A 22,012-nucleotide genomic window follows, 5' to 3' on the forward strand; every position below is an offset into this window, starting at 1 on the left:
GCCCCCTTGCAGTGTATGCGGCGTCCTGCTGGCGTGATCGTTTACTCCAGCGGCATTACCAGCGGATCGGGATACTGGTATTCAAATCCCAGTTCATTGCAAATCCGACTGCCATCAATAATTTTACCCTTACCGCTGTCCAGACTATTTCTGAACTGCGGGGGTTCCAGCCCCAGTAAACGAGCCATCTGTGGATAGAAAACATTGCGCGCAGGGTGAGCTGGCGCACATATATTATAGATGTGTCCGCCTTTAGGTGCCTGTAACAACAGGGTGATAGCGCCAATAACATCTTCCTGGTGGACTAAATTAACACCGTGCTCACCGTCAGGCGCGGTTTTTCCGGCAAAGAAGCGTCCGGGATGGCGCCCTGGTCCGACCAGACCCGCAAGACGCAGAATATCGACTGAAGTACCGGGTAAATTGTGCAGCCAGTCTTCGAGTTCTTCTAATACTCGTCCACTGTTGGTCACTGGATTACGCGGGGTAGTTTCTTTCACAGTGCCTTGTGCATCGCCATAGACAGACGTTGAGCTGGTAAAAATAATGCGGGGAATACGATGAGCCAGCGCGCTATCCACCAGCTCTTGCACAGCTTGTAAATAGAACTCATCGCCGGGGCCACTGCGACGTGCAGGAAGCGTAATGACCAGCGCATCGGCATCCATCAGGGCATCCAGATCGTCAGAATCACAAACTAACTCAGGCTCCATACGAAGCAGATAGCTATCAATCCCGCTCATTCGGGCCGCTTCGACGCCATCTTGTGTGGTTTTACTCCCGGTGACCTGCCAGCCTCGCGCTGAAAGTGACATCGCCAGCGGCATACCTAACCACCCTAACCCGACAATTGCGACCTTTTTCATCCGTTTTCTCCTGATACACCTTAGATCTATAAGGCTACGCCAGCGTATCAAAACTGACAATTCATTCTATGAATGAAATCGAAACTGTTAGCAAATATACAATTGCCTGATGCGCTCCGCTTATCAGTCCTACAAAAACATCAATATATTGAATTTAGGCAACATTTGTAGACCAGATAAGGCATTCACGCCGCATCCGGCAGGAACAAAGCCCACTTTAGTTACAGAACACAATGTTCTTGAGGGTTTTAAAGACATATTTTCACGATTACGTTTTTAACGTAGCCACTCCTGGCCCCCTCCTTTCCCCGCTCATTCATTAAACAAATCTATCGCCACAAAATATATAAAAAAGCCCTTGCTTTCTAACGTGAAAGTGGTTTAGGTTAAAAGGCATCAGTTGAATAAACATTCACAGAGAATTTTATGACACGCGTTCAATTTAAACACCACCATCATCACCATCATCCTGACTAGTCTTTCAGGCGATGTGTGCTGGAAGACATTCAGATCTTCCAGTGGTGCATGAACGCATGAGAAAGCCCCCGGAAGATCATCTTCCGGGGGCTTTTTTATTGCGCGGTTGATAACGATTCAGACAGGTTAAAAGAGGAAGAAGAAAATGACAGACAACACTCGTTTACGCATAGCTATGCAGAAATCAGGTCGTTTAAGTGATGATTCACGCGAATTGCTGGCGCGCTGTGGCATTAAAATTAATCTTCACACCCAGCGCCTGATCGCGATGGCAGAAAACATGCCGATTGATATTCTGCGGGTGCGTGACGACGACATTCCCGGTCTGGTAATGGACGGCGTAGTTGACCTCGGGATTATTGGCGAAAACGTACTGGAAGAAGAGTTGCTTAACCGCCGCGCCCAGGGTGAAGATCCGCGCTACTTTACCCTGCGTCGTCTCGATTTCGGCGGCTGCCGCCTTTCGCTGGCAACGCCAGTTGATGAAGCCTGGGACGGCCCGCTCTCCTTAAACGGTAAACGTATTGCCACCTCTTATCCTCACCTGCTCAAACGTTATCTCGACCAGAAAGGTATCTCTTTTAAATCCTGCTTACTGAACGGTTCTGTCGAAGTGGCTCCGCGCGCCGGACTGGCGGATGCGATTTGCGATCTGGTTTCCACCGGTGCCACGCTGGAAGCTAACGGCCTGCGCGAAGTCGAAGTTATCTACCGCTCGAAAGCCTGCCTGATCCAGCGCGATGGCGAAATGGAAGAATCCAAACAGCAACTGATCGACAAACTGCTGACCCGTATTCAGGGAGTGATCCAGGCGCGCGAATCAAAATACATCATGATGCACGCACCGACCGAACGTCTGGATGATGTCATCGCCCTGCTGCCAGGTGCAGAACGCCCGACTATTCTGCCGCTGGCGGGTGACCAACAGCGCGTAGCGATGCACATGGTCAGTAGCGAAACCCTGTTCTGGGAAACCATGGAAAAATTGAAGGAGCTGGGCGCCAGCTCGATTCTGGTTCTGCCAATTGAGAAGATGATGGAGTAATAGCCATGAGCTTTAACACAATCATTGACTGGAATAGCTGTACTGCGGAACAACAACGCCAGCTGTTAATGCGCCCGGCGATCTCCGCCTCTGAAAGCATCACCCGTACCGTCCGTGAAATTTTAGATAACGTGAAAGCACGCGGCGATGATGCCCTGCGGGAATACAGCTCGAAGTTTGATAAAACCACGGTTACCGCACTGAAAGTAACTGCTAAGGAAATTGCCGACGCCTGCGAACGCCTGAGCGACGAGCTAAAACAGGCGATGGCGGTGGCAGTAAAGAATATTGAAACCTTCCACACTGCGCAAAAACTGCCGCCGGTAGATGTTGAAACTCAGCCAGGCGTGCGTTGCCAGCAGGTAACACGCCCGGTGGCTTCAGTTGGTTTGTATATTCCTGGCGGCTCCGCCCCGCTCTTCTCAACCGTATTAATGCTGGCGACTCCGGCGCGTATTGCAGGTTGCAATAAAGTGGTGCTGTGCTCACCGCCGCCGATTGCCGATGAGATCCTTTACGCGGCGCAACTGTGTGGCGTGCAGGACGTGTTTAACGTCGGCGGCGCTCAGGCCATTGCCGCGCTGGCGTTCGGTACAGAATCCGTGCCAAAAGTGGACAAAATTTTCGGGCCTGGTAACTCCTTTGTGACAGAAGCAAAACGCCAGGTGAGCCAGCGTCTGGACGGTGCGGCGATCGATATGCCCGCAGGCCCGTCGGAAGTGCTGGTGATTGCTGACAGCGGCGCAACACCGGATTTTGTCGCCTCTGATTTGCTCTCCCAGGCAGAACACGGCCCGGACTCGCAGGTGATTTTACTGACGCCCGATGTTGATATGGCGCGTCGCGTTGCCGAAGCCGTCGAACGCCAGTTGGCAGAACTGCCGCGTGCCGAAACCGCCCGCCAGGCACTGAGCGCCAGTCGCCTGATCGTGACCAACGATTTAGCGCAGTGCGTGGCAATCTCCAACCAGTACGGCCCGGAGCACCTGATCATTCAGACCCGCAATGCCCGTGAACTGGTCGATAGCATCACCAGTGCCGGCTCGGTATTTCTTGGTGACTGGTCACCGGAATCGGCGGGCGACTACGCCTCCGGCACCAATCACGTGCTGCCGACTTACGGTTACACCGCCACCTGTTCCAGTCTCGGCCTGGCGGATTTCCAGAAGCGTATGACCGTGCAAGAACTGTCAAAAGAAGGGTTTTCCGCGCTGGCTTCGACCATTGAAACACTGGCCGCCGCCGAACGCCTGAGTGCCCACAAAAATGCCGTTACTTTGCGTGTTAACGCCCTTAAGGAGCAAGCATGAGCACTGTGACTATTACCGATTTAGCGCGTGAAAACGTCCGCAACCTGACGCCGTATCAGTCGGCGCGTCGTCTGGGCGGTAACGGCGATGTCTGGCTGAACGCCAACGAATATCCTACAGCTGTGGAGTTTCAGCTTACTCAGCAAACGCTCAACCGCTACCCGGAATGTCAGCCGAAAGCGGTCATTGAAAATTATGCGCAGTATGCAGGCGTGAAACCGGAGCAGGTGCTGGTCAGCCGTGGCGCGGACGAAGGTATTGAACTGCTGATTCGCGCTTTTTGTGAACCAGGGAAAGACGCCATTCTCTATTGCCCGCCAACTTACGGCATGTACAGCGTCAGCGCCGAAACCATTGGCGTCGAGTGCCGTACCGTACCTACGCTGGAAAACTGGCAACTGGACTTGCAGGGGATTTCCGACAAGCTGGACGGCGTGAAAGTGGTCTACGTTTGCAGCCCCAACAACCCAACCGGGCAACTGATCAACCCGCAGGATTTTCGCACGTTGCTGGAGTTAACGCGCGGTAAAGCCATTGTGGTCGCCGATGAAGCTTATATTGAATTTTGCCCACAGGCATCGTTGGCTGGCTGGTTGGCGGAATATCCGCACCTGGCTATTTTGCGCACCCTTTCGAAAGCCTTCGCTCTGGCGGGTCTTCGGTGCGGGTTTACGCTGGCAAACGAAGAAGTCATCAACCTGTTAATGAAAGTGATCGCCCCCTACCCGCTCTCGACGCCGGTTGCCGACATTGCCGCACAGGCGTTAAGCCAGAAGGGAATCGTCGCCATGCGCGAACGGGTGGCGCAAATTATTGCAGAACGCGAATACCTGATTGCCGCGCTAAAAGAAATTCCCTGCGTGGAGCAGGTTTTCGACTCCGAAACCAACTACATTCTGGCGCGCTTTAAAGCCTCCAGCGCGGTGTTTAAATCTTTGTGGGATCAGGGCATTATCTTACGTGATCAGAATAAACAACCCTCTTTAAGCGGCTGCCTGCGAATTACCGTCGGAACCCGTGAAGAAAGCCAGCGCGTCATTGACGCCTTACGTGCGGAGCAAGTTTGATGAGTCAGAAGTATCTTTTTATCGATCGCGATGGAACCCTGATTAGCGAACCGCCGAGTGATTTTCAGGTGGACCGTTTTGACAAACTCGCCTTTGAACCAGGCGTGATCCCGGAACTGCTGAAGCTGCAAAAAGCGGGCTATAAACTGGTGATGATCACCAACCAGGATGGTCTGGGGACGCAAAGTTTCCCGCAGGCGGATTTCGATGGCCCGCACAACCTGATGATGCAGATCTTCACCTCACAAGGCGTTCAGTTTGATGAAGTGCTGATTTGTCCACATCTGCCCGCAGATGAGTGCGACTGCCGTAAACCGAAAGTAAAACTGGTGGAGCGTTACCTGGCTGAACAAGCAATGGATCGTGCCAACAGTTATGTGATTGGCGATCGCGCGACCGATATTCAACTCGCAGAAAACATGGGCATTAATGGTTTACGCTACAACCGCGAAACCCTGAACTGGCCGATGATTGGCGAGCAACTCACCAAACGTGATCGTTACGCTCACGTGGTACGCAACACCAAAGAGACGCAGATTGACGTTCAGGTGTGGCTGGATCGCGAAGGCGGCAGCAAAATTAACACCGGCGTTGGCTTCTTTGATCACATGCTGGATCAGATCGCCACCCACGGCGGCTTCCGTATGGAAATCAACGTCAAAGGCGACCTCTATATTGACGATCACCACACCGTCGAAGATACCGGCCTGGCGCTGGGCGAAGCGTTAAAAATCGCCCTCGGCGACAAACGCGGTATTTGCCGCTTCGGTTTTGTGCTGCCGATGGACGAATGCCTTGCCCGCTGCGCGCTGGATATCTCTGGTCGCCCGCACCTGGAATATAAAGCCGAATTTACCTACCAGCGCGTGGGCGATCTCAGCACCGAGATGATCGAGCACTTCTTCCGTTCGCTTTCATACACCATGGGCGTGACACTACACCTGAAAACCAAAGGTAAAAACGATCATCACCGTGTAGAGAGCTTGTTCAAAGCCTTTGGTCGCACCCTGCGCCAGGCCATCCGCGTGGAAGGCGACACCTTACCCTCGTCGAAAGGAGTGTTGTAATGAACGTGGTGATCCTTGATACCGGCTGCGCCAACCTGAACTCGGTGAAGTCTGCTATTGCGCGTCACGGCTATGAACCGAAAGTCAGCCGTGATCCGGACGTAGTGTTGCTGGCCGATAAACTGTTTTTACCCGGCGTCGGCACAGCACAAGCGGCGATGGATCAGGTGCGTGAGCGCGAACTGTTTGATCTCATCAAAGCCTGTACTCAACCGGTGCTGGGCATCTGCTTAGGGATGCAACTGCTGGGACGACGCAGCGAAGAGAGCAACGGCGTCGATTTGCTGGGCATCATCGACGAGGATGTGCCGAAAATGACCGACTTTGGTCTGCCGCTGCCGCATATGGGCTGGAATCGCGTTTACCCGCAGGCGGGCAACCGTCTGTTTCAGGGAATTGAAGACGGCGCTTACTTTTACTTTGTTCACAGCTACGCGATGCCGGTCAATCCGTGGACCATCGCCCAATGTAATTACGGCGAACCGTTCACCGCTGCGGTGCAAAAAGATAACTTCTACGGCGTGCAGTTCCACCCGGAGCGTTCTGGTGCCGCTGGCGCTAAGTTGCTGAAAAACTTCCTGGAGATGTAATGATTATTCCGGCATTAGATTTAATCGACGGCACCGTGGTGCGTCTCCATCAGGGCGATTACGGCAAGCAGCGTGATTACGGTAACGACCCGCTGCCACGCTTACAGGATTACGCCGCGCAGGGTGCCGAAGTGCTGCATCTGGTGGATCTGACCGGGGCAAAAGATCCGGCTAAACGCCAAATCCCCCTGATTAAAACGCTGGTCGCGGGCGTTAACGTTCCGGTGCAGGTTGGCGGCGGCGTGCGTAGCGAAGAAGACGTGGCAGCATTACTGGACGCAGGCGTTGCCCGCGTGGTCGTCGGCTCCACTGCGGTAAAATCACCTGACGTGGTGAAAGGATGGTTTGAACGCTTCGGTGCCGATGCGCTGGTGCTGGCGCTGGATGTACGCATTGACGAGCAAGGCAACAAACAGGTGGCAGTGAGCGGCTGGCAAGAAAACTCGGGCGTTTCACTGGAACAACTGGTGGAAACCTATCTGCCCGTCGGCCTGAAACATGTGCTGTGTACCGATATCTCGCGCGACGGCACGCTGGCAGGTTCTAACGTCTCTTTATATGAAGAAGTGTGCGCCAGATATCCGCAGGTGGCGTTTCAGTCCTCCGGCGGCATTGGCGACATTGATGATGTCGCTGCCCTGCGTGGTACTGGTGTGCGCGGCGTAATAGTTGGTCGGGCATTACTGGAAGGTAAATTCACCGTGAAGGAGGCCATCGCATGTTGGCAAAACGCATAATTCCATGTCTCGACGTTCGTGATGGTCAGGTGGTGAAAGGCGTACAGTTTCGCAACCATGAAATCATTGGCGATATTGTGCCGCTGGCAAAACGCTACGCCGAAGAAGGCGCTGACGAGCTGGTGTTCTACGATATCACCGCTTCCAGCGATGGACGTGTGGTAGATAAAAGCTGGGTATCTCGCGTGGCGGAAGTGATCGATATTCCCTTCTGCGTAGCTGGCGGGATTAAGTCCCTGGATGACGCTGCCAAAATTCTTTCTTTTGGTGCGGATAAAATATCCATCAACTCCCCTGCGCTGGCAGATCCGACATTGATCACCCGTCTGGCAGATCGTTTTGGCGTGCAGTGTATTGTGGTAGGCATTGATACCTGGTACGACGCAGAAACCGGCAAGTATCACGTTAATCAATATACCGGCGATGAAAACCGCACCCGCGTCACTCAATGGGAAACGCTCGACTGGGTACAGGAAGTACAAAAACGCGGTGCCGGAGAAATCGTTCTTAATATGATGAATCAGGACGGTGTGCGTAACGGTTACGATCTCGGGCAACTGAAAAAAGTACGTGAAGTCTGTCACGTACCGCTGATTGCCTCCGGTGGCGCAGGCACCATGGAACACTTCCTCGAAGCCTTCCGCGATGCCGACGTTGACGGCGCGCTGGCGGCTTCCGTGTTCCACAAACAAATAATCAATATTGGTGAATTAAAAGCGTACCTGGCAACACAGGGCGTGGAGATCAGGATATGTTAACAGAACAACAACGTCGCGAACTGGACTGGGAAAAAACCGACGGGATGATGCCGGTGATTGTGCAACACGCAGTATCCGGCGAAGTGCTAATGCTGGGCTACATGAACCCGGAAGCTCTGGATAAAACCATCGAAAGCGGCAAGGTCACTTTCTTCTCGCGCACTAAACAGCGACTGTGGACCAAAGGCGAAACGTCGGGCAATTTCCTCAACGTAGTGAGCATTGCGCCGGACTGCGACAACGACACACTACTGGTGCTGGCGAATCCCATCGGCCCAACCTGCCATAAAGGCACAAGTAGTTGCTTCGGCGATACCGCTCACCAGTGGCTGTTCCTGTATCAACTGGAACAACTGCTCGCCGAGCGCAAATCTGCCGATCCGGAAACCTCCTACACCGCCAAACTGTATGCCAGCGGCACCAAGCGTATCGCACAAAAAGTTGGTGAAGAAGGCGTGGAAACCGCACTGGCCGCGACGGTACATGACCGCTTTGAACTGACCAACGAAGCATCTGATTTGATGTATCACCTGCTGGTATTGTTGCAGGATCAGGATCTGGATTTAACGACGGTGATTGAGAACTTACGCAAGCGGCATCAGTGAATTGGGGCTGACTGGATGTGATGTTTTTGTCGCATCCAGCAACAAAAAACGGGCACGGTGTCACCACCCTGCCCGTTTTCATTAAAGCTAAAAAGATTATTTCGCGTTGTAATTGCGCAGCGCATTACGCCCCAGCACAATCCCCGCGCCAACCATACCGCCCAGCAGCACAGCCAGAATCAGTGTGATGGCCTTTTTCGGGCTATCGCGACGAATTGGCAGTGTGGGTTTCATAACGTAACGGTAGGCATTTATATCAAGATCATCAACCTTCAGGCTTTCGATATCCAAAAGGTTTTGACGAGTCTGGTAGTAACCAGGAGAGAAAACCAGCGGACGGGTCGCTTCATGCTTGATCATCGACTCCAGTGCATCACTCCCCAGAAGGAACAACGTATCCTGCGTTACGTCTTCGGTCTGTTGAATCTGTGGCTTTGCCAACTGCGCCTGATTCGCATATTGCAATGCTTCCTGAATCTGGCGGATACGCAGATCTTTTTGCTCCTGTGCCACCACTTCTTGCGTTTTCAAAGAGTCTTTCAGGGTTTTCATACCCAAAGCAATATTATCTTTCAGGTCCTTTTCCAGCTCTTTATTCACCTGGTCATCAACCTGTTGAATATATTCAGCCAGCTTCTTCTGTGCGTCAGCCGCAGTTTGCCCGACATAAGAAACAGCTAATGGCAACGGCTGATTTTTAACAGAAGGTTCAATGGTCAGTTTTTCTGGTTCTTCCTGATTATCCAGCGTTTCGGCTAATGCAGAGAAGGCAGAACTGAAGCGACCAATTAACGCCTCCTGTAAATCCGACACTTTCGGTGCTGCCGGACCATAGATAACATTCATGGCATTGTTATAGCCAGCAATTTGCCCCACATCTGGCTGAGTAACAATGGCTGTCGACGTCCATTTCTCTTTCGCGACCGCCAGATATCCGATAGCCAGAGCGATTGCCACAATAACAGTGATGAAGATTGTCACCTTCCCACGCCACAACTGCATCAGTAAATCAATTAAATCAATCTGTTCCGGGTCATGGTTATGCCCAGGAATATTATTATTTTCAACTCTCATCATTACCCTAACAGACGGAAAATTTCAGGTCGCCATAGTTTAGCGATAATCTGTATGAATGCCATAGGAGTAACAATAAAAATACTGAATTACTCCACGAGCATTAAATGACGTGTGTACAGAAAACCATCATGGTAACAATAGGTTAGTCACTACCGAAAAGATCACGGGTATAGACCTTATTTGCTACATCCTTAAGCTCTTCAGACATACGATTAGAAATGATGACATCAGCCTGTTGCTTAAACGTTGTGAGGTCACGTTCCAGTCGCGAGTTGAAGAACGATTCTTCCTTCATCACTGGTTCATAAATGATAACTTCAACACCCTTAGCTTTGATCCGTTTCATAATCCCCTGAATGGACGAAGCGCGGAAGTTATCCGAACCACTCTTCATTATCAGACGATATATTCCAACTACTTTAGGTTTGCGCGACAAGATAGCATCGGCGATGAAGTCTTTCCGGGTACGATTAGCCTCAACGATGGCAGAGATAATATTATTGGGAACAGACTGATAGTTTGCCAACAGCTGCTTAGTATCTTTCGGTAGACAGTAGCCACCGTAACCAAATGATGGATTGTTGTAGTGGTTGCCGATGCGTGGATCAAGACAAACGCCTTCAATAATTTGACGTGTGTTCAATCCTAAACTTTCTGCATAGCTATCCAGTTCATTAAAGTACGCCACACGCATCGCGAGATAGGTATTAGCAAAAAGTTTAATTGCTTCAGCTTCTGTTGAATCAGTAAACAGGGTTGGAATATTTTGTTTGATTGCCCCTTCCTGTAATAACGCGGCAAAACGCTCTGCACGTTCAGAACGTTCGCCGATCACGATACGAGAAGGATGAAGATTATCGTAAAGGGCTTTACCTTCGCGAAGGAATTCGGGGGAGAAAATAATATTTTCGGTGTGGTATTTCTTATGCATAGCGGCGGTAAAACCTACCGGAACCGTGGATTTGATAACCATTACCGCCTGGGGATTTATCTCTGTTACATCTTTAATTACTGATTCTACGCTGGATGTATTGAAATAATTAGTTTTAGGATCATAGTCAGTCGGAGTTGCGATAATCACATAATCTGTATTCCGGTAGGCTTCATTTTTATCTAAAGTGGCATTAAAGCATATTTTATCTGATTGCAAATACTGCTGAATCTCCTTGTCAACAATAGGAGATATCCTATCATTCAGCATTGCGACGCGTGCTGGTAAAATATCTAATGCTACAACCTCATGATTTTGTGCGATTAAAAGCCCATTTGAAAGGCCTACATAACCAGTACCGGAAATGGTGATTTTCATTTCATGCTCTCAGAATTAACTTAACTATGAATCATGATGTTTTTAGCATCCTGATAAGAGTTAAAAGTTTTAACGCTACGATGATGACTGGTCAACGCAACGAAAAACAATTCAGATTTTCTTTATAAGAATAGCTAATATTTATTAAGTTAATATTAAGCAATGAAATTTAGTCTATAAGATTTATGGCAAAAAAAAGCCCAGCGATAAATGCCGGGCCTTAGTTTATTACTGATTAAATCAGATTAATCCAACCATTCGGTGTGGAATACACCTTCTTTATCAATGCGTTTATAAGTATGCGCACCAAAATAGTCACGCTGTGCCTGGATCAGATTCGCAGGCAGTACTGCGGCACGGTAGCTGTCGTAATAGGCAACCGCAGCGGCGAAGGTCGGAACCGGGATACCGTTCTGTACCGCATAGGCTACTACATCACGCAGAGCTTGCTGATAATCGTCGGCGATTTTCTTGAAGTACGGTGCTAACAGCAAGTTAGCGATCTTCGGATTTTCAGCGTAAGCATCAGTGATTTTCTGCAGGAACTGAGCGCGGATGATACAGCCAGCACGGAAGATCTTCGCGATTTCACCATAGTTCAGATCCCAGTTGTACTCTTCAGACGCGGCACGTAGCTGTGAGAAGCCCTGAGCGTAAGAAACAATCTTACCCAGATAAAGCGCACGACGAACTTTCTCAATGAATTCAGCTTTGTCGCCTGCAGGTTGTGCTTGCGGACCGGACAGTACTTTAGACGCCGCAACACGCTGCTCTTTGAGAGAAGAGATGTAACGTGCAAACACTGATTCAGTGATCAGTGACAGAGGCTCACCGAGATCCAGTGCGCTCTGGCTGGTCCACTTACCAGTACCTTTGTTAGCTGCCTCATCCAGAATCACATCGACCAGGTAGTTACCGTCTTCATCTTTTTTAGTGAAGATATCTTTAGTGATGTCGATCAGGTAGCTGCTCAGCTCACCGTTATTCCACTCGGTGAAAGTCTGAGCCAGTTCTTCGTTGGAAAGGTTCAGGCCACCTTTCAGCAGAGAATAGGCTTCCGCAATCAGCTGCATATCGCCGTATTCAATACCGTTGTGAACCATTTTTACGTAGTGACCTGCACCATCGGCACCAATATAGGTAACACACGGTTCGCCATCTTCAGCTACGGCAGCAATTTTGGTGAGGATTGGCGCAACCAGTTCATAGGCTTCTTTCTGACCACCAGGCATGATGGAAGGCCCTTTCAGCGCGCCCTCTTCTCCACCGGAAACACCAGTACCGATGAAATTAAAACCTTCTGCGGAAAGCTCACGGTTGCGACGAATGGTGTCCTGGAAGAAAGTATTACCACCATCAATGATGATGTCGCCTTTATCGAGGTATGGTTTCAAGGAATCAATAGCAGCATCCGTGCCTGCACCTGCTTTCACCATTAACAGGATGCGACGAGGCGTTTCAAGAGATTCAACAAACTCTTTCACCGTATAGTAAGGAACCAGTTTTTTGCCTGGATTTTCAGCAATAACTTCTTCCGTCTTTTCACGGGAACGGTTGAAAATAGAGACGGTATAACCACGGCTTTCGATGTTGAGCGCAAGGTTGCGCCCCATCACTGCCATACCGACGACGCCAATCTGTTGCTTTGACATTGTTTACTCCTGTCAGGGGTGGTCACCGCGGGATTGCGCGGCTTGAAATATGAAACAGATGTTAACTCAAGTTACATATATGTGTGTAGTGCTGTATATCATAGTTATCCCAACAAACTGTTTATATCTGTTGGTTGTTAAGTGTTGAGCATACCCTCGTTTGCATACATTGTTACATAAGATTATGTCAGTTACGTAAAAGAACAATATTACTTAATACTGTATTGACATATGTTTTCGCCTGACTCTCATCATTAGCTTCAGTATAGCAACGAAGCTCAGGCGCATTACCTGATGGGCGAAGATGAATAACAGCACCGTTTGAAAGTGTAAATCTTGCACCATCTGTTTCATCAATATCAATGCAAGTCAGTGTTGAAAATCCCAACTTATTTAAAAAAGCATCGGGCGCTGAAATCGCATCATTAATTATTTTTTTGCTTTCAACGCTTGGGAAAGCTTTTACACGATCGGACCAAGTAAAACGCTGAGGAAGACTTTCAACTAATGTTGATATTTTACTTTTACTGGCTGTCGTTAATAACATTAATACAGGTAATATCGCGTCGCGGGTTGGTAACGCCTTTAACGTTTTTCCATTAATCAACAGGTCTGATGCCAGAAGAAAACCACCATTGGCCTCAAAACCAGCAATAGCGTCGTATCGATTCTTAAGTTCTTCAAACGCAGCAATAACATACGGGGAACCGATTTTTGTACGTTGAATACATGTGAATTTGTTTGATAGCTCAACTGCGGTATTACAACTGACTGGAATCGCTAATGCCTGAATTTTTAAAGCATCAGCAGTTAGAAGCCCCAGGATATCACCTCTTAACCACTCACCTTTTTCATCTGCTACAAGCGGTCGGTCACCATCTCCATCGGTGGAAAAGATAGCGTCCAGCTTAAATTTCTCCGACCATTCACGCGCTCTTACTCGATCTTCCTCACTAACTGCCTCTGTATCAATGGGAACAAATTCATCACTTCTGCCCAAAGATACGACTTCAGCACCTAATTGACTAAATAATGGGGCATATAAATCCCTACCGGCACTAGAGTGTTCGTAAATACCGATTTTTTTGCCTTTTAGAATATTTTTATCAAATAATGATACATATCGTGTTATGTATGAATTAGCACCTTGAGAGCTAGTTTCCAAATGAGGTAATGTAGTTACAGGAGAAAACGTATATTGACTATTTGCTATCGCAACTTCATCTTCTTTTGTAATTTCTCCATCTGGTCGATAGAATTTCAATCCATTGCGATCAAATGGGATATGACTTCCGGTAACCATAATGCATGGTATGCCTTTCTGCATCGAATAATATGCCAACGCTGGTGTAGGAATGACACCATGATATTCAACGTTGAACCCATGTTGTTTTATTGCATATGCGCATGCCTGTGCAATTTTATAACTACTGGGACGGTTATCGATTGCTAAGGCAACCGTATTAAAGTTAGATTTATTTTGTACAACTGAAAGGAAAGCATGGGTGAACGCAGCACATACATCATGGGTAAAATCAACGACTAAACCGCGCGCACCACTAGTGCCGAAAGCAATGTTGCTTTGATCAATAACTTTATTAGCATTTAACATGATGATTACTTTTTAATAAATTGAGGGAGTTTTGAAAGATTTTTATACGCTAAGGCTAATGGCCAGATAATACCATTATTCCTCATAACACGAATATCTTCCATTGACTTATTAACCATTGAAGATATTGAGCGATTACTAATTCCGCCAACACGCATCTTCACTAATACTTTAGGTAAATAAGCTACCGAAACTCGTTGTTTTAGAATATAACGCAATAATGAGTCATAATCAGCAGAAATTCGATAATCTAATGAAAAATCACCAAATTTATTATAACAATCACGTTTCATATAAAATGATGGATGAGGTGGCATCCAACCTAATTTCATTCTCACACGGCTAAACGTGCCACTTTTCCATAATCTAATACGTTTAGCCGTATCATTCTGAGAAACGTATTCCAGATCACCATAAACAGCATCACACCCCGAATTTTCAAATGTTTTTGCTATATCTGCAATAACATCATCATAAGCAAGTAAGTCATCAGAATGTAAAAATCCAATAACATCACCAGTAGCTACCTGAATACCTTTATTCAGTGCATCGTAAATACCTTTATCTGGTTCGCAAATGATTTTTGAAACTCTTGTACAATTACTTTTAATTAGCTCAATTGTATTATCGTTAGAGACCCCATCTATAATTATATACTCTATATCTGGATGCGTTTGTTTTTCCAGAGAGAGCAATGTATCAAGCAGAGTTTTTTCACTATTATAGGTTGCTGTAATAATAGAAATCCTCATTAGTATCCAACCCCTGATGAAGAAACTCTTATAACATCATCCTCTTCCAGGTAGACTCCGGATCTAACTTCAATTATTTCAAGTGGGATCTTGCCAAGATTTTCAATTGAATGTGGAACGCCAACAGGAATATATGTTGATTCATTTTCTGAAACAAGATAGGTCTTATCCTCAAGATGAACTTTAGCTGTCCCCGATACAACCACCCAATGTTCAGTACGATGATAATGGATCTGTTTAGCCGTAATGTGTCCAGGTAATACAATCACATGCTTTACCTGGAATCGTTCCCCTTCAGCAATAGTATCATGACTACCCCAAGGACGAAAAATTTCCCGATGCTGTAAATATTCTGTTCGATTATTCTTTTTAAGTTGTGCAACTATATTCTTAACTTGCTGAACTTTGTCTTTATGTGCAACCAATACAGCATCTTTCGTTTCAACGACAACCAAATCCTTTATGCCCACTGCACCAATAAGTCTATGCTGCGAATAAAGATAACTATCTGTCGCATCTTCGACCAGTACGTCACCACGAATGGCATTACCGCTTTGATCTTTTGAGCTTATTTCCCATAACGCAGACCATGACCCAACATCACTCCATTGCGCATTTAACGGAACGACGACAGCTTCAGATGTTTTTTCCATAACGGCATAGTCAATTGACTCTTCAGGGCAGCAAGAAAAAGAAGAGTTATCCAAGCGGATAAAATCTAAATCTTGTGTCGAGGAAGCTAAGGATTGTTGGCAACTCTCTAAAATATCTGGGCGGAATTTTTTCAGTTCATCAATAAAGACAGATGCTCTGAACATAAACATTCCACTATTCCAAAGATAGCCACCATCTGACAAATACCGCTGAGCTAATTCTAGCCCTGGCTTTTCAACAAAAGCTGCGACTTTATAACCTTGCCCACCAAGTGAATCACCTGACTTAATATAACCATACCCGGTCTCTGGAGCAGTTGGAACTATGCCAAAGGTAACCAACTTACCTTGCGTCGCGAAATCCTTAGCAGCCAAAACTGCTGCAATAAAACTTTCTTCATTCTGAATTTCATGGTCAGCAGCAAGAACCAAGAGTATAGGATCCTCTCCAGTTACCATTGCCTGAAGTGCTGCAAGCGCAACGGCAGGTGCAGTGTTGCGTCCAACAGGCTCAAGCAAAATTCCACTATGCTTTAAACCTACTTTACGCAATTGTTCAGCAACGATAAAACGATGTGATTCATTACAAATAATCAAAGCAGGAGTGTGTTCAACCTTTTCAAGCCGTCGCAAAGTCTCTTGCAACATAGTTAACCGGCTATTTAAGGACAGGAACTGTTTCGGATAAAGTGTACGTGAGAGAGGCCATAATCTGGTCCCAGAACCACCGGCCATGACAACGGGAAGTAGCATATTTATTACCTTGGAATAAAATAATTTTTGGTATACTGATGAACAATAGTGCTATGAAGTAAGGCTTCTACATCAAACCACTTGTAGGAATTATGCTGGGCCGTTGGTAGTCGAATTTGCTGAGGATTAAGTTGGGTTTCGTATCCATGCACTATGTAGTGAGTAGAAAAATCGGTCCCAGAAACATTATCATTATAGAAATGTTCATACACCCCAAGAAAATTCGCCTGATCAAGACTGATTTGGTAGCCTAATTCTTCAAATGTTATCCTTTTAAAAGCTATCTCGAATGACTCATCCTTAAAAATTCGCCCACCAGGTACAAACCAATAATTTTTCGCAGGGCGATTCAGGCGCTGCCCAAGCAGCACCTCACCTTTCTCATTTCTAATTATGAGATCAATCGAGATTAGAGGAGTATGCTCAACTATTGTTTTAAATAACTCAAATTCTAATCTCTTAGTCACAATTAGCCTCGGAAAGTATTTTTATTTTCGAGAAACCATTGATATGTCAATGATAAACCTTCATGTAAATTATAGCGATATTCCCAACCTAAATTTTTTAAGCGAGTAACGTCCATTAATTTACGTGGTGTACCATCTGGTTTTGTAGCATCAAAAACAATTTTCCCTTGATAGCCAACTACAGAGGCCATTGTTTCAGCCATTTCACGTATAGAACAATCAACACCTGTGCCTACATTAATATGGGATAGCATTGGCTGTGTATGTTCTTGATAAATTTTGTCTTCAAGTTCCATAACATAAACCGAAGCTGCAGCCATATCATCAACATATAAAAATTCACGCATTGGAGTTCCCGTTCCCCAAACAATAACTTCTGGTGCACCGCTTTCTTTTGCCTCATGGAATCGACGCATGAGGGCAGGAATAACATGCGAATTTTCAGGATGAAAATTATCATTAATACCATACAAATTAGTTGGCATTATGCTCCGATAATCACGCCCATATTGCCGATTGTAAGATTCACATAATTTTATTCCCGCAATTTTTGCGATGGCGTACGGCTCATTTGTTGGTTCAAGTATGCCAGTTAAAAGCGCAGATTCTTTCATTGGTTGATCTGCGAACTTAGGATATATACAACTAGAACCTAAGAATAGTAATTTTTGAATTCCAACTTTATGAGCTGAATGAATAATATTACTCTCTATCATGAGATTCTGATAGATGAATTCTGCCGGAAAAGTATTGTTAGCATAGATCCCACCAACTTTTGCTGCGGCAAGATAAACTTGATCAATACATTCCTCTTCAAAAAAATGTTTAACATCTTCCTGAATCGTCAAATCGAGTTCTTTATGTGTTTTAACAATTAATTCAATATCATTACGTACTGATAATTGCCTACAGATTGCAGAACCCACCATACCTTGATGCCCTGCGACATAAACTCTTTTCTTTATCATGTATTAACGCTCCAGAGAAACCGAAACATCATAGCCATGGCTTTTAAGAAGTGCATGTTGTTTTGCTTTTAACAAATCGCTAGCAACCATTTCCGCGCACATCTCTTCAACTGTAATCTCTGGCTCCCATCCTAATATATTTTTTGCTTTTGCAGGATCACCTAAGAGGGTTTCAACTTCAGCAGGACGGAAATAACGAGGATCAACCCGAACTATAACATCCCCAACATTTACACCAATAGCACAATCGGAAATTTTATTTACTACTGTAGCTATCTCATCCACACCTTCACCAGAGAATTCAAGTTCGAGACCGACTTCTTTAGCTGCCATACGGACAAATTCACGCACAGAAATCTGTTTACCTGTGGCAATGACAAAATCCTCTGGATGATCTTGCTGAAGCATCATCCATTGCATGCGAACATAATCTTTAGCATGTCCCCAGTCACGCAACGAATCTAGATTACCCAAATATAGGCATTGTTCGATCCCCTGTGAAATATTAGCTATTGCACGAGTAATCTTACGAGTGACAAATGTTTCTCCACGGCGTGGCGATTCATGGTTAAAAAGAATTCCATTACACGCATATATGCCATAAGACTCACGGTAGTTAACTGTTATCCAATAAGCATACATTTTCGCTACAGCGTATGGCGAACGCGGATAGAATGGAGTAGTTTCACGTTGAGGAATCTCTTGAACTAAACCAAAAAGTTCTGAAGTAGATGCTTGATAGAAACGTGTTTTTTTCTCCAACCCACAGATTCGTATTGCTTCCAATAATCGCAACGTCCCTATTGCATCTACATCTGCTGTATATTCTGGTGACTCAAATGACACAGCTACATGAGATTGTGCACCAAGGTTATAAATTTCATCTGGTTGAATCTCCTGAATTAAACGGATCAGATTTGATGTATCGGTTAAATCTCCATAATGTAATATAAAATTAGGCTCATCTACGAATCGGGATTGATAAATATGATCAATTCTATCAGTGTTAAATGACGATGCTCGCCGTTTTATACCATGTACTTCATAACCTTTTTCAATGAGAAATTCGGCAAGATATGAACCATCTTGCCCAGTTACGCCAGTGATAAATGCAACTTTTTTCTTCATTTTAATCATCTTATATTCCTAAATATTTAATTCGTTATAAACATTAATTGTTTCGTTAACACATTTTGACCATGAAAATTTTCGCGCCTGAAGTAAACCTCTTTCGACCATATCATTTCTTTTTAAATTAACTAATTCTAAAGCTTCTTTTAAAGTGAACTCATTAATATCATCAATATAAATAGGCGCATCTCCCCCTACTTCTGGCAATGAAGATGTATTCGCACAAATAACTGGACATCCGGCCTGCATAGCTTCTATGACAGGTATTCCAAAGCCCTCATAACTGGAGGGATAAACAAGAGCATATGCAGTGTTATACTGTATATTTAAATCTTCATTACTCAAAAAAGAAAAATGTTCATATCTATTTTTTAAATATTTCTCAAGGAGTTCTTTTTCATATTTTTTAAGTACTCCTCCACCTACTATCGTAAGCTTTAAGTCATGTAACTTCCCCACAGCTTTTACTGCAAGAACGAAATTTTTATAACCCTCTCTAGCACCGACAAATAAGACTGAGTTATTGACTCTTATATCCAATAGATTGGATAGATGTTTATATGATGAAGATACACCATTATAAATCACTCTAATTTTGTCTTCACTAATTGGACAGTACTTGAGTAAATCCCTGGCTGTGTTGTTTGAAATACAAATTACGATATCACTATTTTTGATAGCATGATATTTTTGAAGTGTATGAATGAATTTTGACATTCCTCCTCTATATTTTTCATATGTAAAATCATGAACAGTTGTGACATTTTTTACATTTAAATAAGGATTTTTATGTACTCGATAATAACTTGAGTGAAAAACGCCACCTTTAACATCAGAAACATTTTTATATCTTTCTAAAACTCTTGGCGTACGATATTGTAACTTTAAGTTATTTGTATCGAACTCAAACTCTTTATTTTTATACAACAAAATTTCAGCCTGGTAGTTTGACTTCGCCATTCCCTGGATCAACTCATTAAAATATACACTTATTCCACCAAATGATTGGAGGTTATAAATAATTCCATCAATAGTTACCATTATCGCCCCCGTAAGGTAATACGTTCGATTAGAACGAACAATATCATAAAGAAGATTAGTAACAACACATATGCAGGCCCAGTAAAATACGTGCCAAATGAAGGTGAAATAAGAATTAAAGAAAGTAGCAAATACGAAGCAGAGTTTGTCATTACGTTTTTATTGAAAACTTTGAGTTTAGCAAAAATATAGCCATAAAATATATTCATAGGTGTCAGGAATGTTAAAATTACCAATCCTACATATCCATAATCAACAAAATTATCCATCCCCTTTGAAAAGGCTGGAGTATGACCAGATTCCGCAGCACCTGGATAATATATTTCATTTACATGAAGGAAGCCATACACAAATGGTTTCTCTGGAAACAAACTTCTCGGTATATAAGACCAAAATTGACTGAAATAAACTGTACCATTAAATAATCTAACTACGCCTTTATCAAGATCCTGAAGCAAATAAATACTATTTTGATATTGATCAAAATAAGACAACACGACATCAACATTCATATTACCAATAGCTAAAAACAAATTATAAAGAATGGCACATGCTGCCAGAGGCGTAACTAAAATGAGTCCAAATTTTAAAAACTTAGATTGATTGAGGCTTAACACTGCAAGATAAAAAATCGCGAATGAAAGAATAAAAGTTTTTGAGCCTAGAAAAAATACCAAGACACAATATAATATAGCACATATAAATAATTTCATTTCTGAACGTAAAGCTAACGCTCTAGTAAAATAAGATACTGAAAGCGTACTTAAAGAAAAAGCATATAAAAATCCATTACCTTCTCGATAGTTTTGATAGCCGTCCCTTGGATTCATTAACCATCCGGAAATGCCTATTTCTGACGTTGAAGAAAGAAGAACAAATAAAGCGACAAATAGAATTAATGTAATGTTGGATATTCTTTTTAATTTACCTTTTGAAATCACATGGTTGAAGGAAATTTCACTTTTTTTAAATACTGTATTGAACACCAAATAAAAGAAAATTATAGATAAAATACCAGTAAAAGAATAGATGTTATATATAAATAAAGCTTCATTATAATATTCATTTAAAGCAAAATCCGCACCATAAAAAAGAGGAGCTAAGATATTTTCTAATAAAAAAACCGGAAATAAAATAATCGCATAAATTGTAAATGGATTGGCAATTTTAAGCCTTAGTGTTTTCGTAGCTAATAAAGAAAAAGAGAAATATAATACTATAGCTATTGTAATGTTTAAACAATAAATTATGACCACACCCCCCCCTATCTTAGACCGAATAATTTGCGCTTAATTGATTTTGTTTTCTGATATAATATTTGTGGAACAATTTTTTTAAATAAATCCTGCAAGATATTATAAAAAATAAATTTCACCTTGTATGATAGAGGCATGGAAATTTTATTTTTAGCAAGAATATATGCGATTTCCTTCTTAACCAACTCTTTATTAGACTCATTTGAACTTATACCTGAAGCATCCATAATTGATACAGGAAAATTAACATAATGTATTTTATCCGGATCAATCGTTCGTATCAAAAAATCACTATCAGCCGCTATTTTTAATTTTGTATCAAAGCAATTAACATTATCTTTAAAAAGACTTGAGTGCTGAAAAGTCCCCTGATGAGGAGGGAGCGCGGGTCGACCACATTCCCATTTTTTCTTTATTTCCCCATAAATCCCAACTATGTTATCTTTTTCACCAAAATACACATCACCATATATAGTTGTTGCATTCTCTTTTTCACGCATAACATTGATTATTTTTACAAGCGTATTATTTTCATAAAAGGTATCGCCGGCACCCATGAAAATAACCCAATCGCCCGTTATGTGAGGTAGAGCTTTATTCCAAGCGTCGTATATACCTTGATCAGACTCGCATAAAAAATAATCGATGATGTCGGTATATTTTTGTATATGTTCTAGTGTTGACTTATTAGAGTTACCATCAATTACAATCCATTGGATATTATTATAAGTTTGATTTTTAATAGATTCCGCTGTCTTGCAAAAATCATATCCACAATTGTACGTTGATGTTATTATAGTGATCCTTAAGCTATTCATC

The 22,012-nt window shown here is 44.2% G+C and carries 22 protein-coding genes and 1 other annotated feature; of the genes, 9 read left to right on the top strand and 13 right to left on the bottom strand.

What is annotated here, in order from left to right; genetic code table 11:
- Window positions 1-41: 41 nt before the first annotated feature.
- Complete coding sequence (locus tag BEG40_RS06525) at window positions 42-866, bottom strand: SDR family oxidoreductase (RefSeq protein WP_000754742.1); 825 nt, start codon at window positions 864-866, stop codon at window positions 42-44.
- A gap of 426 nt (window positions 867-1,292) precedes the next feature.
- Here BEG40_RS06525 and hisL point away from each other — a divergent pair, with 426 nt between their 5' ends.
- From hisL to hisIE, 9 genes are all read left to right on the top strand, one after another.
- Window positions 1,293-1,343, top strand: a complete 51-nt coding sequence (gene hisL, locus BEG40_RS06530; protein ID WP_001364200.1) for a his operon leader peptide — start codon at window positions 1,293-1,295, stop codon at window positions 1,341-1,343.
- Window positions 1,319-1,442, top strand: a sequence feature (His leader region). (Overlaps the previous gene by 25 nt.)
- A gap of 46 nt (window positions 1,443-1,488) precedes the next feature.
- Complete coding sequence (hisG, locus tag BEG40_RS06540) at window positions 1,489-2,388, top strand: ATP phosphoribosyltransferase (RefSeq protein ID WP_000131781.1); 900 nt, start codon at window positions 1,489-1,491, stop codon at window positions 2,386-2,388.
- Between the two features lie 5 nt (window positions 2,389-2,393).
- Complete coding sequence (gene hisD / locus BEG40_RS06545) at window positions 2,394-3,698, top strand: histidinol dehydrogenase (RefSeq protein WP_105285095.1); 1,305 nt, start codon at window positions 2,394-2,396, stop codon at window positions 3,696-3,698.
- Window positions 3,695-4,765, top strand: coding sequence for a histidinol-phosphate transaminase (gene hisC / locus BEG40_RS06550; RefSeq protein ID WP_105281258.1), 1,071 nt, complete (start codon window positions 3,695-3,697; stop codon window positions 4,763-4,765). Before hisD ends, hisC begins: the two co-directional genes overlap by 4 nt.
- Entirely contained in the window at window positions 4,765-5,832 is a 1,068-nt protein-coding gene (gene hisB, locus BEG40_RS06555; protein WP_000080099.1) for a bifunctional histidinol-phosphatase/imidazoleglycerol-phosphate dehydratase HisB, read from the top strand. Before hisC ends, hisB begins: the two co-directional genes overlap by 1 nt.
- On the top strand, window positions 5,832-6,422 hold the full coding sequence (gene hisH, locus BEG40_RS06560) for an imidazole glycerol phosphate synthase subunit HisH (RefSeq protein ID WP_001103560.1): 591 nt from the start codon (window positions 5,832-5,834) through the stop codon (window positions 6,420-6,422). The genes hisB and hisH overlap by 1 nt, the downstream gene beginning before the upstream one ends.
- Window positions 6,422-7,159, top strand: a complete 738-nt coding sequence (hisA, locus tag BEG40_RS06565; RefSeq protein ID WP_105285096.1) for a 1-(5-phosphoribosyl)-5-[(5-phosphoribosylamino)methylideneamino]imidazole-4-carboxamide isomerase — start codon at window positions 6,422-6,424, stop codon at window positions 7,157-7,159. Before hisH ends, hisA begins: the two co-directional genes overlap by 1 nt.
- Complete coding sequence (gene hisF / locus BEG40_RS06570; RefSeq protein ID WP_000880153.1) at window positions 7,141-7,917, top strand: imidazole glycerol phosphate synthase subunit HisF; 777 nt, start codon at window positions 7,141-7,143, stop codon at window positions 7,915-7,917. The genes hisA and hisF overlap by 19 nt, the downstream gene beginning before the upstream one ends.
- Entirely contained in the window at window positions 7,911-8,522 is a 612-nt protein-coding gene (gene hisIE, locus BEG40_RS06575; protein WP_105285097.1) for a bifunctional phosphoribosyl-AMP cyclohydrolase/phosphoribosyl-ATP diphosphatase HisIE, read from the top strand. Before hisF ends, hisIE begins: the two co-directional genes overlap by 7 nt.
- Window positions 8,523-8,618: 96 nt before the next feature.
- Here the strand turns inward: hisIE and wzzB are convergent, their stop codons facing one another.
- The 12 genes from wzzB to BEG40_RS06635 all read right to left on the bottom strand — a co-directional run bounded on the left by wzzB (window position 8,619) and on the right by BEG40_RS06635 (window position 22,011).
- Entirely contained in the window at window positions 8,619-9,596 is a 978-nt protein-coding gene (wzzB, locus tag BEG40_RS06580) for an LPS O-antigen chain length determinant protein WzzB (RefSeq protein ID WP_001261964.1), read from the bottom strand.
- Window positions 9,597-9,741: 145 nt separating this feature from the next.
- On the bottom strand, window positions 9,742-10,908 hold the full coding sequence (ugd, locus tag BEG40_RS06585) for a UDP-glucose 6-dehydrogenase (protein WP_000704838.1): 1,167 nt from the start codon (window positions 10,906-10,908) through the stop codon (window positions 9,742-9,744).
- A gap of 245 nt (window positions 10,909-11,153) precedes the next feature.
- Complete coding sequence (gnd, locus tag BEG40_RS06590; RefSeq protein WP_085460843.1) at window positions 11,154-12,560, bottom strand: NADP-dependent phosphogluconate dehydrogenase; 1,407 nt, start codon at window positions 12,558-12,560, stop codon at window positions 11,154-11,156.
- 187 nt (window positions 12,561-12,747) lie between these two features.
- Window positions 12,748-14,172 (bottom strand): phosphomannomutase, encoded by a 1,425-nt coding sequence (locus BEG40_RS06595; RefSeq protein WP_105285098.1) that lies wholly within the window; start codon window positions 14,170-14,172, stop codon window positions 12,748-12,750.
- 5 nt (window positions 14,173-14,177) lie between these two features.
- A complete protein-coding gene (locus BEG40_RS06600; protein WP_105285099.1) occupies window positions 14,178-14,924 on the bottom strand; it encodes a glycosyltransferase family 2 protein in 747 nt (248 codons plus the stop codon).
- Window positions 14,924-16,330: a mannose-1-phosphate guanylyltransferase/mannose-6-phosphate isomerase gene (locus BEG40_RS06605; RefSeq protein ID WP_105285100.1), complete on the bottom strand. Its 1,407-nt coding sequence runs from the start codon at window positions 16,328-16,330 to the stop codon at window positions 14,924-14,926. Before BEG40_RS06605 ends, BEG40_RS06600 begins: the two co-directional genes overlap by 1 nt.
- Window positions 16,331-16,335: 5 nt before the next feature.
- Entirely contained in the window at window positions 16,336-16,797 is a 462-nt protein-coding gene (locus BEG40_RS06610) for a GDP-mannose mannosyl hydrolase (RefSeq protein WP_000166826.1), read from the bottom strand.
- Window positions 16,798-16,799: 2 nt separating this feature from the next.
- Entirely contained in the window at window positions 16,800-17,765 is a 966-nt protein-coding gene (gene fcl / locus BEG40_RS06615) for a GDP-L-fucose synthase (RefSeq protein ID WP_010353186.1), read from the bottom strand.
- Between the two features lie 3 nt (window positions 17,766-17,768).
- Complete coding sequence (gene gmd / locus BEG40_RS06620) at window positions 17,769-18,893, bottom strand: GDP-mannose 4,6-dehydratase (RefSeq protein WP_024165189.1); 1,125 nt, start codon at window positions 18,891-18,893, stop codon at window positions 17,769-17,771.
- Window positions 18,894-18,911: 18 nt separating this feature from the next.
- Window positions 18,912-19,937, bottom strand: coding sequence for a glycosyltransferase family 4 protein (locus BEG40_RS06625; RefSeq protein WP_000256237.1), 1,026 nt, complete (start codon window positions 19,935-19,937; stop codon window positions 18,912-18,914).
- Window positions 19,937-21,193 (bottom strand): O-antigen polymerase, encoded by a 1,257-nt coding sequence (locus tag BEG40_RS06630; RefSeq protein ID WP_105285101.1) that lies wholly within the window; start codon window positions 21,191-21,193, stop codon window positions 19,937-19,939. The genes BEG40_RS06625 and BEG40_RS06630 overlap by 1 nt, the downstream gene beginning before the upstream one ends.
- An 8-nt stretch (window positions 21,194-21,201) precedes the next feature.
- On the bottom strand, window positions 21,202-22,011 hold the full coding sequence (locus BEG40_RS06635; protein ID WP_016231799.1) for a glycosyltransferase family 2 protein: 810 nt from the start codon (window positions 22,009-22,011) through the stop codon (window positions 21,202-21,204).
- Window position 22,012 lies beyond the last annotated feature (1 nt).

Source organism: Escherichia sp. MOD1-EC5495 (assembly GCF_002965965.1).
Taxonomy (GTDB): domain Bacteria; phylum Pseudomonadota; class Gammaproteobacteria; order Enterobacterales; family Enterobacteriaceae; genus Escherichia; species Escherichia ruysiae.

What these genes read in the sequence shown, in the direction of transcription:
- BEG40_RS06525 (WP_000754742.1), bottom strand. Translation starts at nt 866, where the DNA reads ATGAAAAAGGTCGCAATTGTCGGGTTAGGGTGGTTAGGTATGCCGCTG.
- hisG (WP_000131781.1), top strand. Translation starts at nt 1,489, where the DNA reads ATGACAGACAACACTCGTTTACGCATAGCTATGCAGAAATCAGGTCGT.
- hisD (WP_105285095.1), top strand. Translation starts at nt 2,394, where the DNA reads ATGAGCTTTAACACAATCATTGACTGGAATAGCTGTACTGCGGAACAA.
- hisC (WP_105281258.1), top strand. Translation starts at nt 3,695, where the DNA reads ATGAGCACTGTGACTATTACCGATTTAGCGCGTGAAAACGTCCGCAAC.
- hisB (WP_000080099.1), top strand. Translation starts at nt 4,765, where the DNA reads ATGAGTCAGAAGTATCTTTTTATCGATCGCGATGGAACCCTGATTAGC.
- hisH (WP_001103560.1), top strand. Translation starts at nt 5,832, where the DNA reads ATGAACGTGGTGATCCTTGATACCGGCTGCGCCAACCTGAACTCGGTG.
- hisA (WP_105285096.1), top strand. Translation starts at nt 6,422, where the DNA reads ATGATTATTCCGGCATTAGATTTAATCGACGGCACCGTGGTGCGTCTC.
- hisF (WP_000880153.1), top strand. Translation starts at nt 7,141, where the DNA reads ATGTTGGCAAAACGCATAATTCCATGTCTCGACGTTCGTGATGGTCAG.
- hisIE (WP_105285097.1), top strand. Translation starts at nt 7,911, where the DNA reads ATGTTAACAGAACAACAACGTCGCGAACTGGACTGGGAAAAAACCGAC.
- wzzB (WP_001261964.1), bottom strand. Translation starts at nt 9,596, where the DNA reads ATGAGAGTTGAAAATAATAATATTCCTGGGCATAACCATGACCCGGAA.
- ugd (WP_000704838.1), bottom strand. Translation starts at nt 10,908, where the DNA reads ATGAAAATCACCATTTCCGGTACTGGTTATGTAGGCCTTTCAAATGGG.
- gnd (WP_085460843.1), bottom strand. Translation starts at nt 12,560, where the DNA reads ATGTCAAAGCAACAGATTGGCGTCGTCGGTATGGCAGTGATGGGGCGC.
- BEG40_RS06595 (WP_105285098.1), bottom strand. Translation starts at nt 14,172, where the DNA reads ATGTTAAATGCTAATAAAGTTATTGATCAAAGCAACATTGCTTTCGGC.
- BEG40_RS06600 (WP_105285099.1), bottom strand. Translation starts at nt 14,924, where the DNA reads ATGAGGATTTCTATTATTACAGCAACCTATAATAGTGAAAAAACTCTG.
- BEG40_RS06605 (WP_105285100.1), bottom strand. Translation starts at nt 16,330, where the DNA reads ATGCTACTTCCCGTTGTCATGGCCGGTGGTTCTGGGACCAGATTATGG.
- fcl (WP_010353186.1), bottom strand. Translation starts at nt 17,765, where the DNA reads ATGATAAAGAAAAGAGTTTATGTCGCAGGGCATCAAGGTATGGTGGGT.
- gmd (WP_024165189.1), bottom strand. Translation starts at nt 18,893, where the DNA reads ATGAAGAAAAAAGTTGCATTTATCACTGGCGTAACTGGGCAAGATGGT.
- BEG40_RS06625 (WP_000256237.1), bottom strand. Translation starts at nt 19,937, where the DNA reads ATGGTAACTATTGATGGAATTATTTATAACCTCCAATCATTTGGTGGA.
- BEG40_RS06635 (WP_016231799.1), bottom strand. Translation starts at nt 22,011, where the DNA reads ATGAATAGCTTAAGGATCACTATAATAACATCAACGTACAATTGTGGA.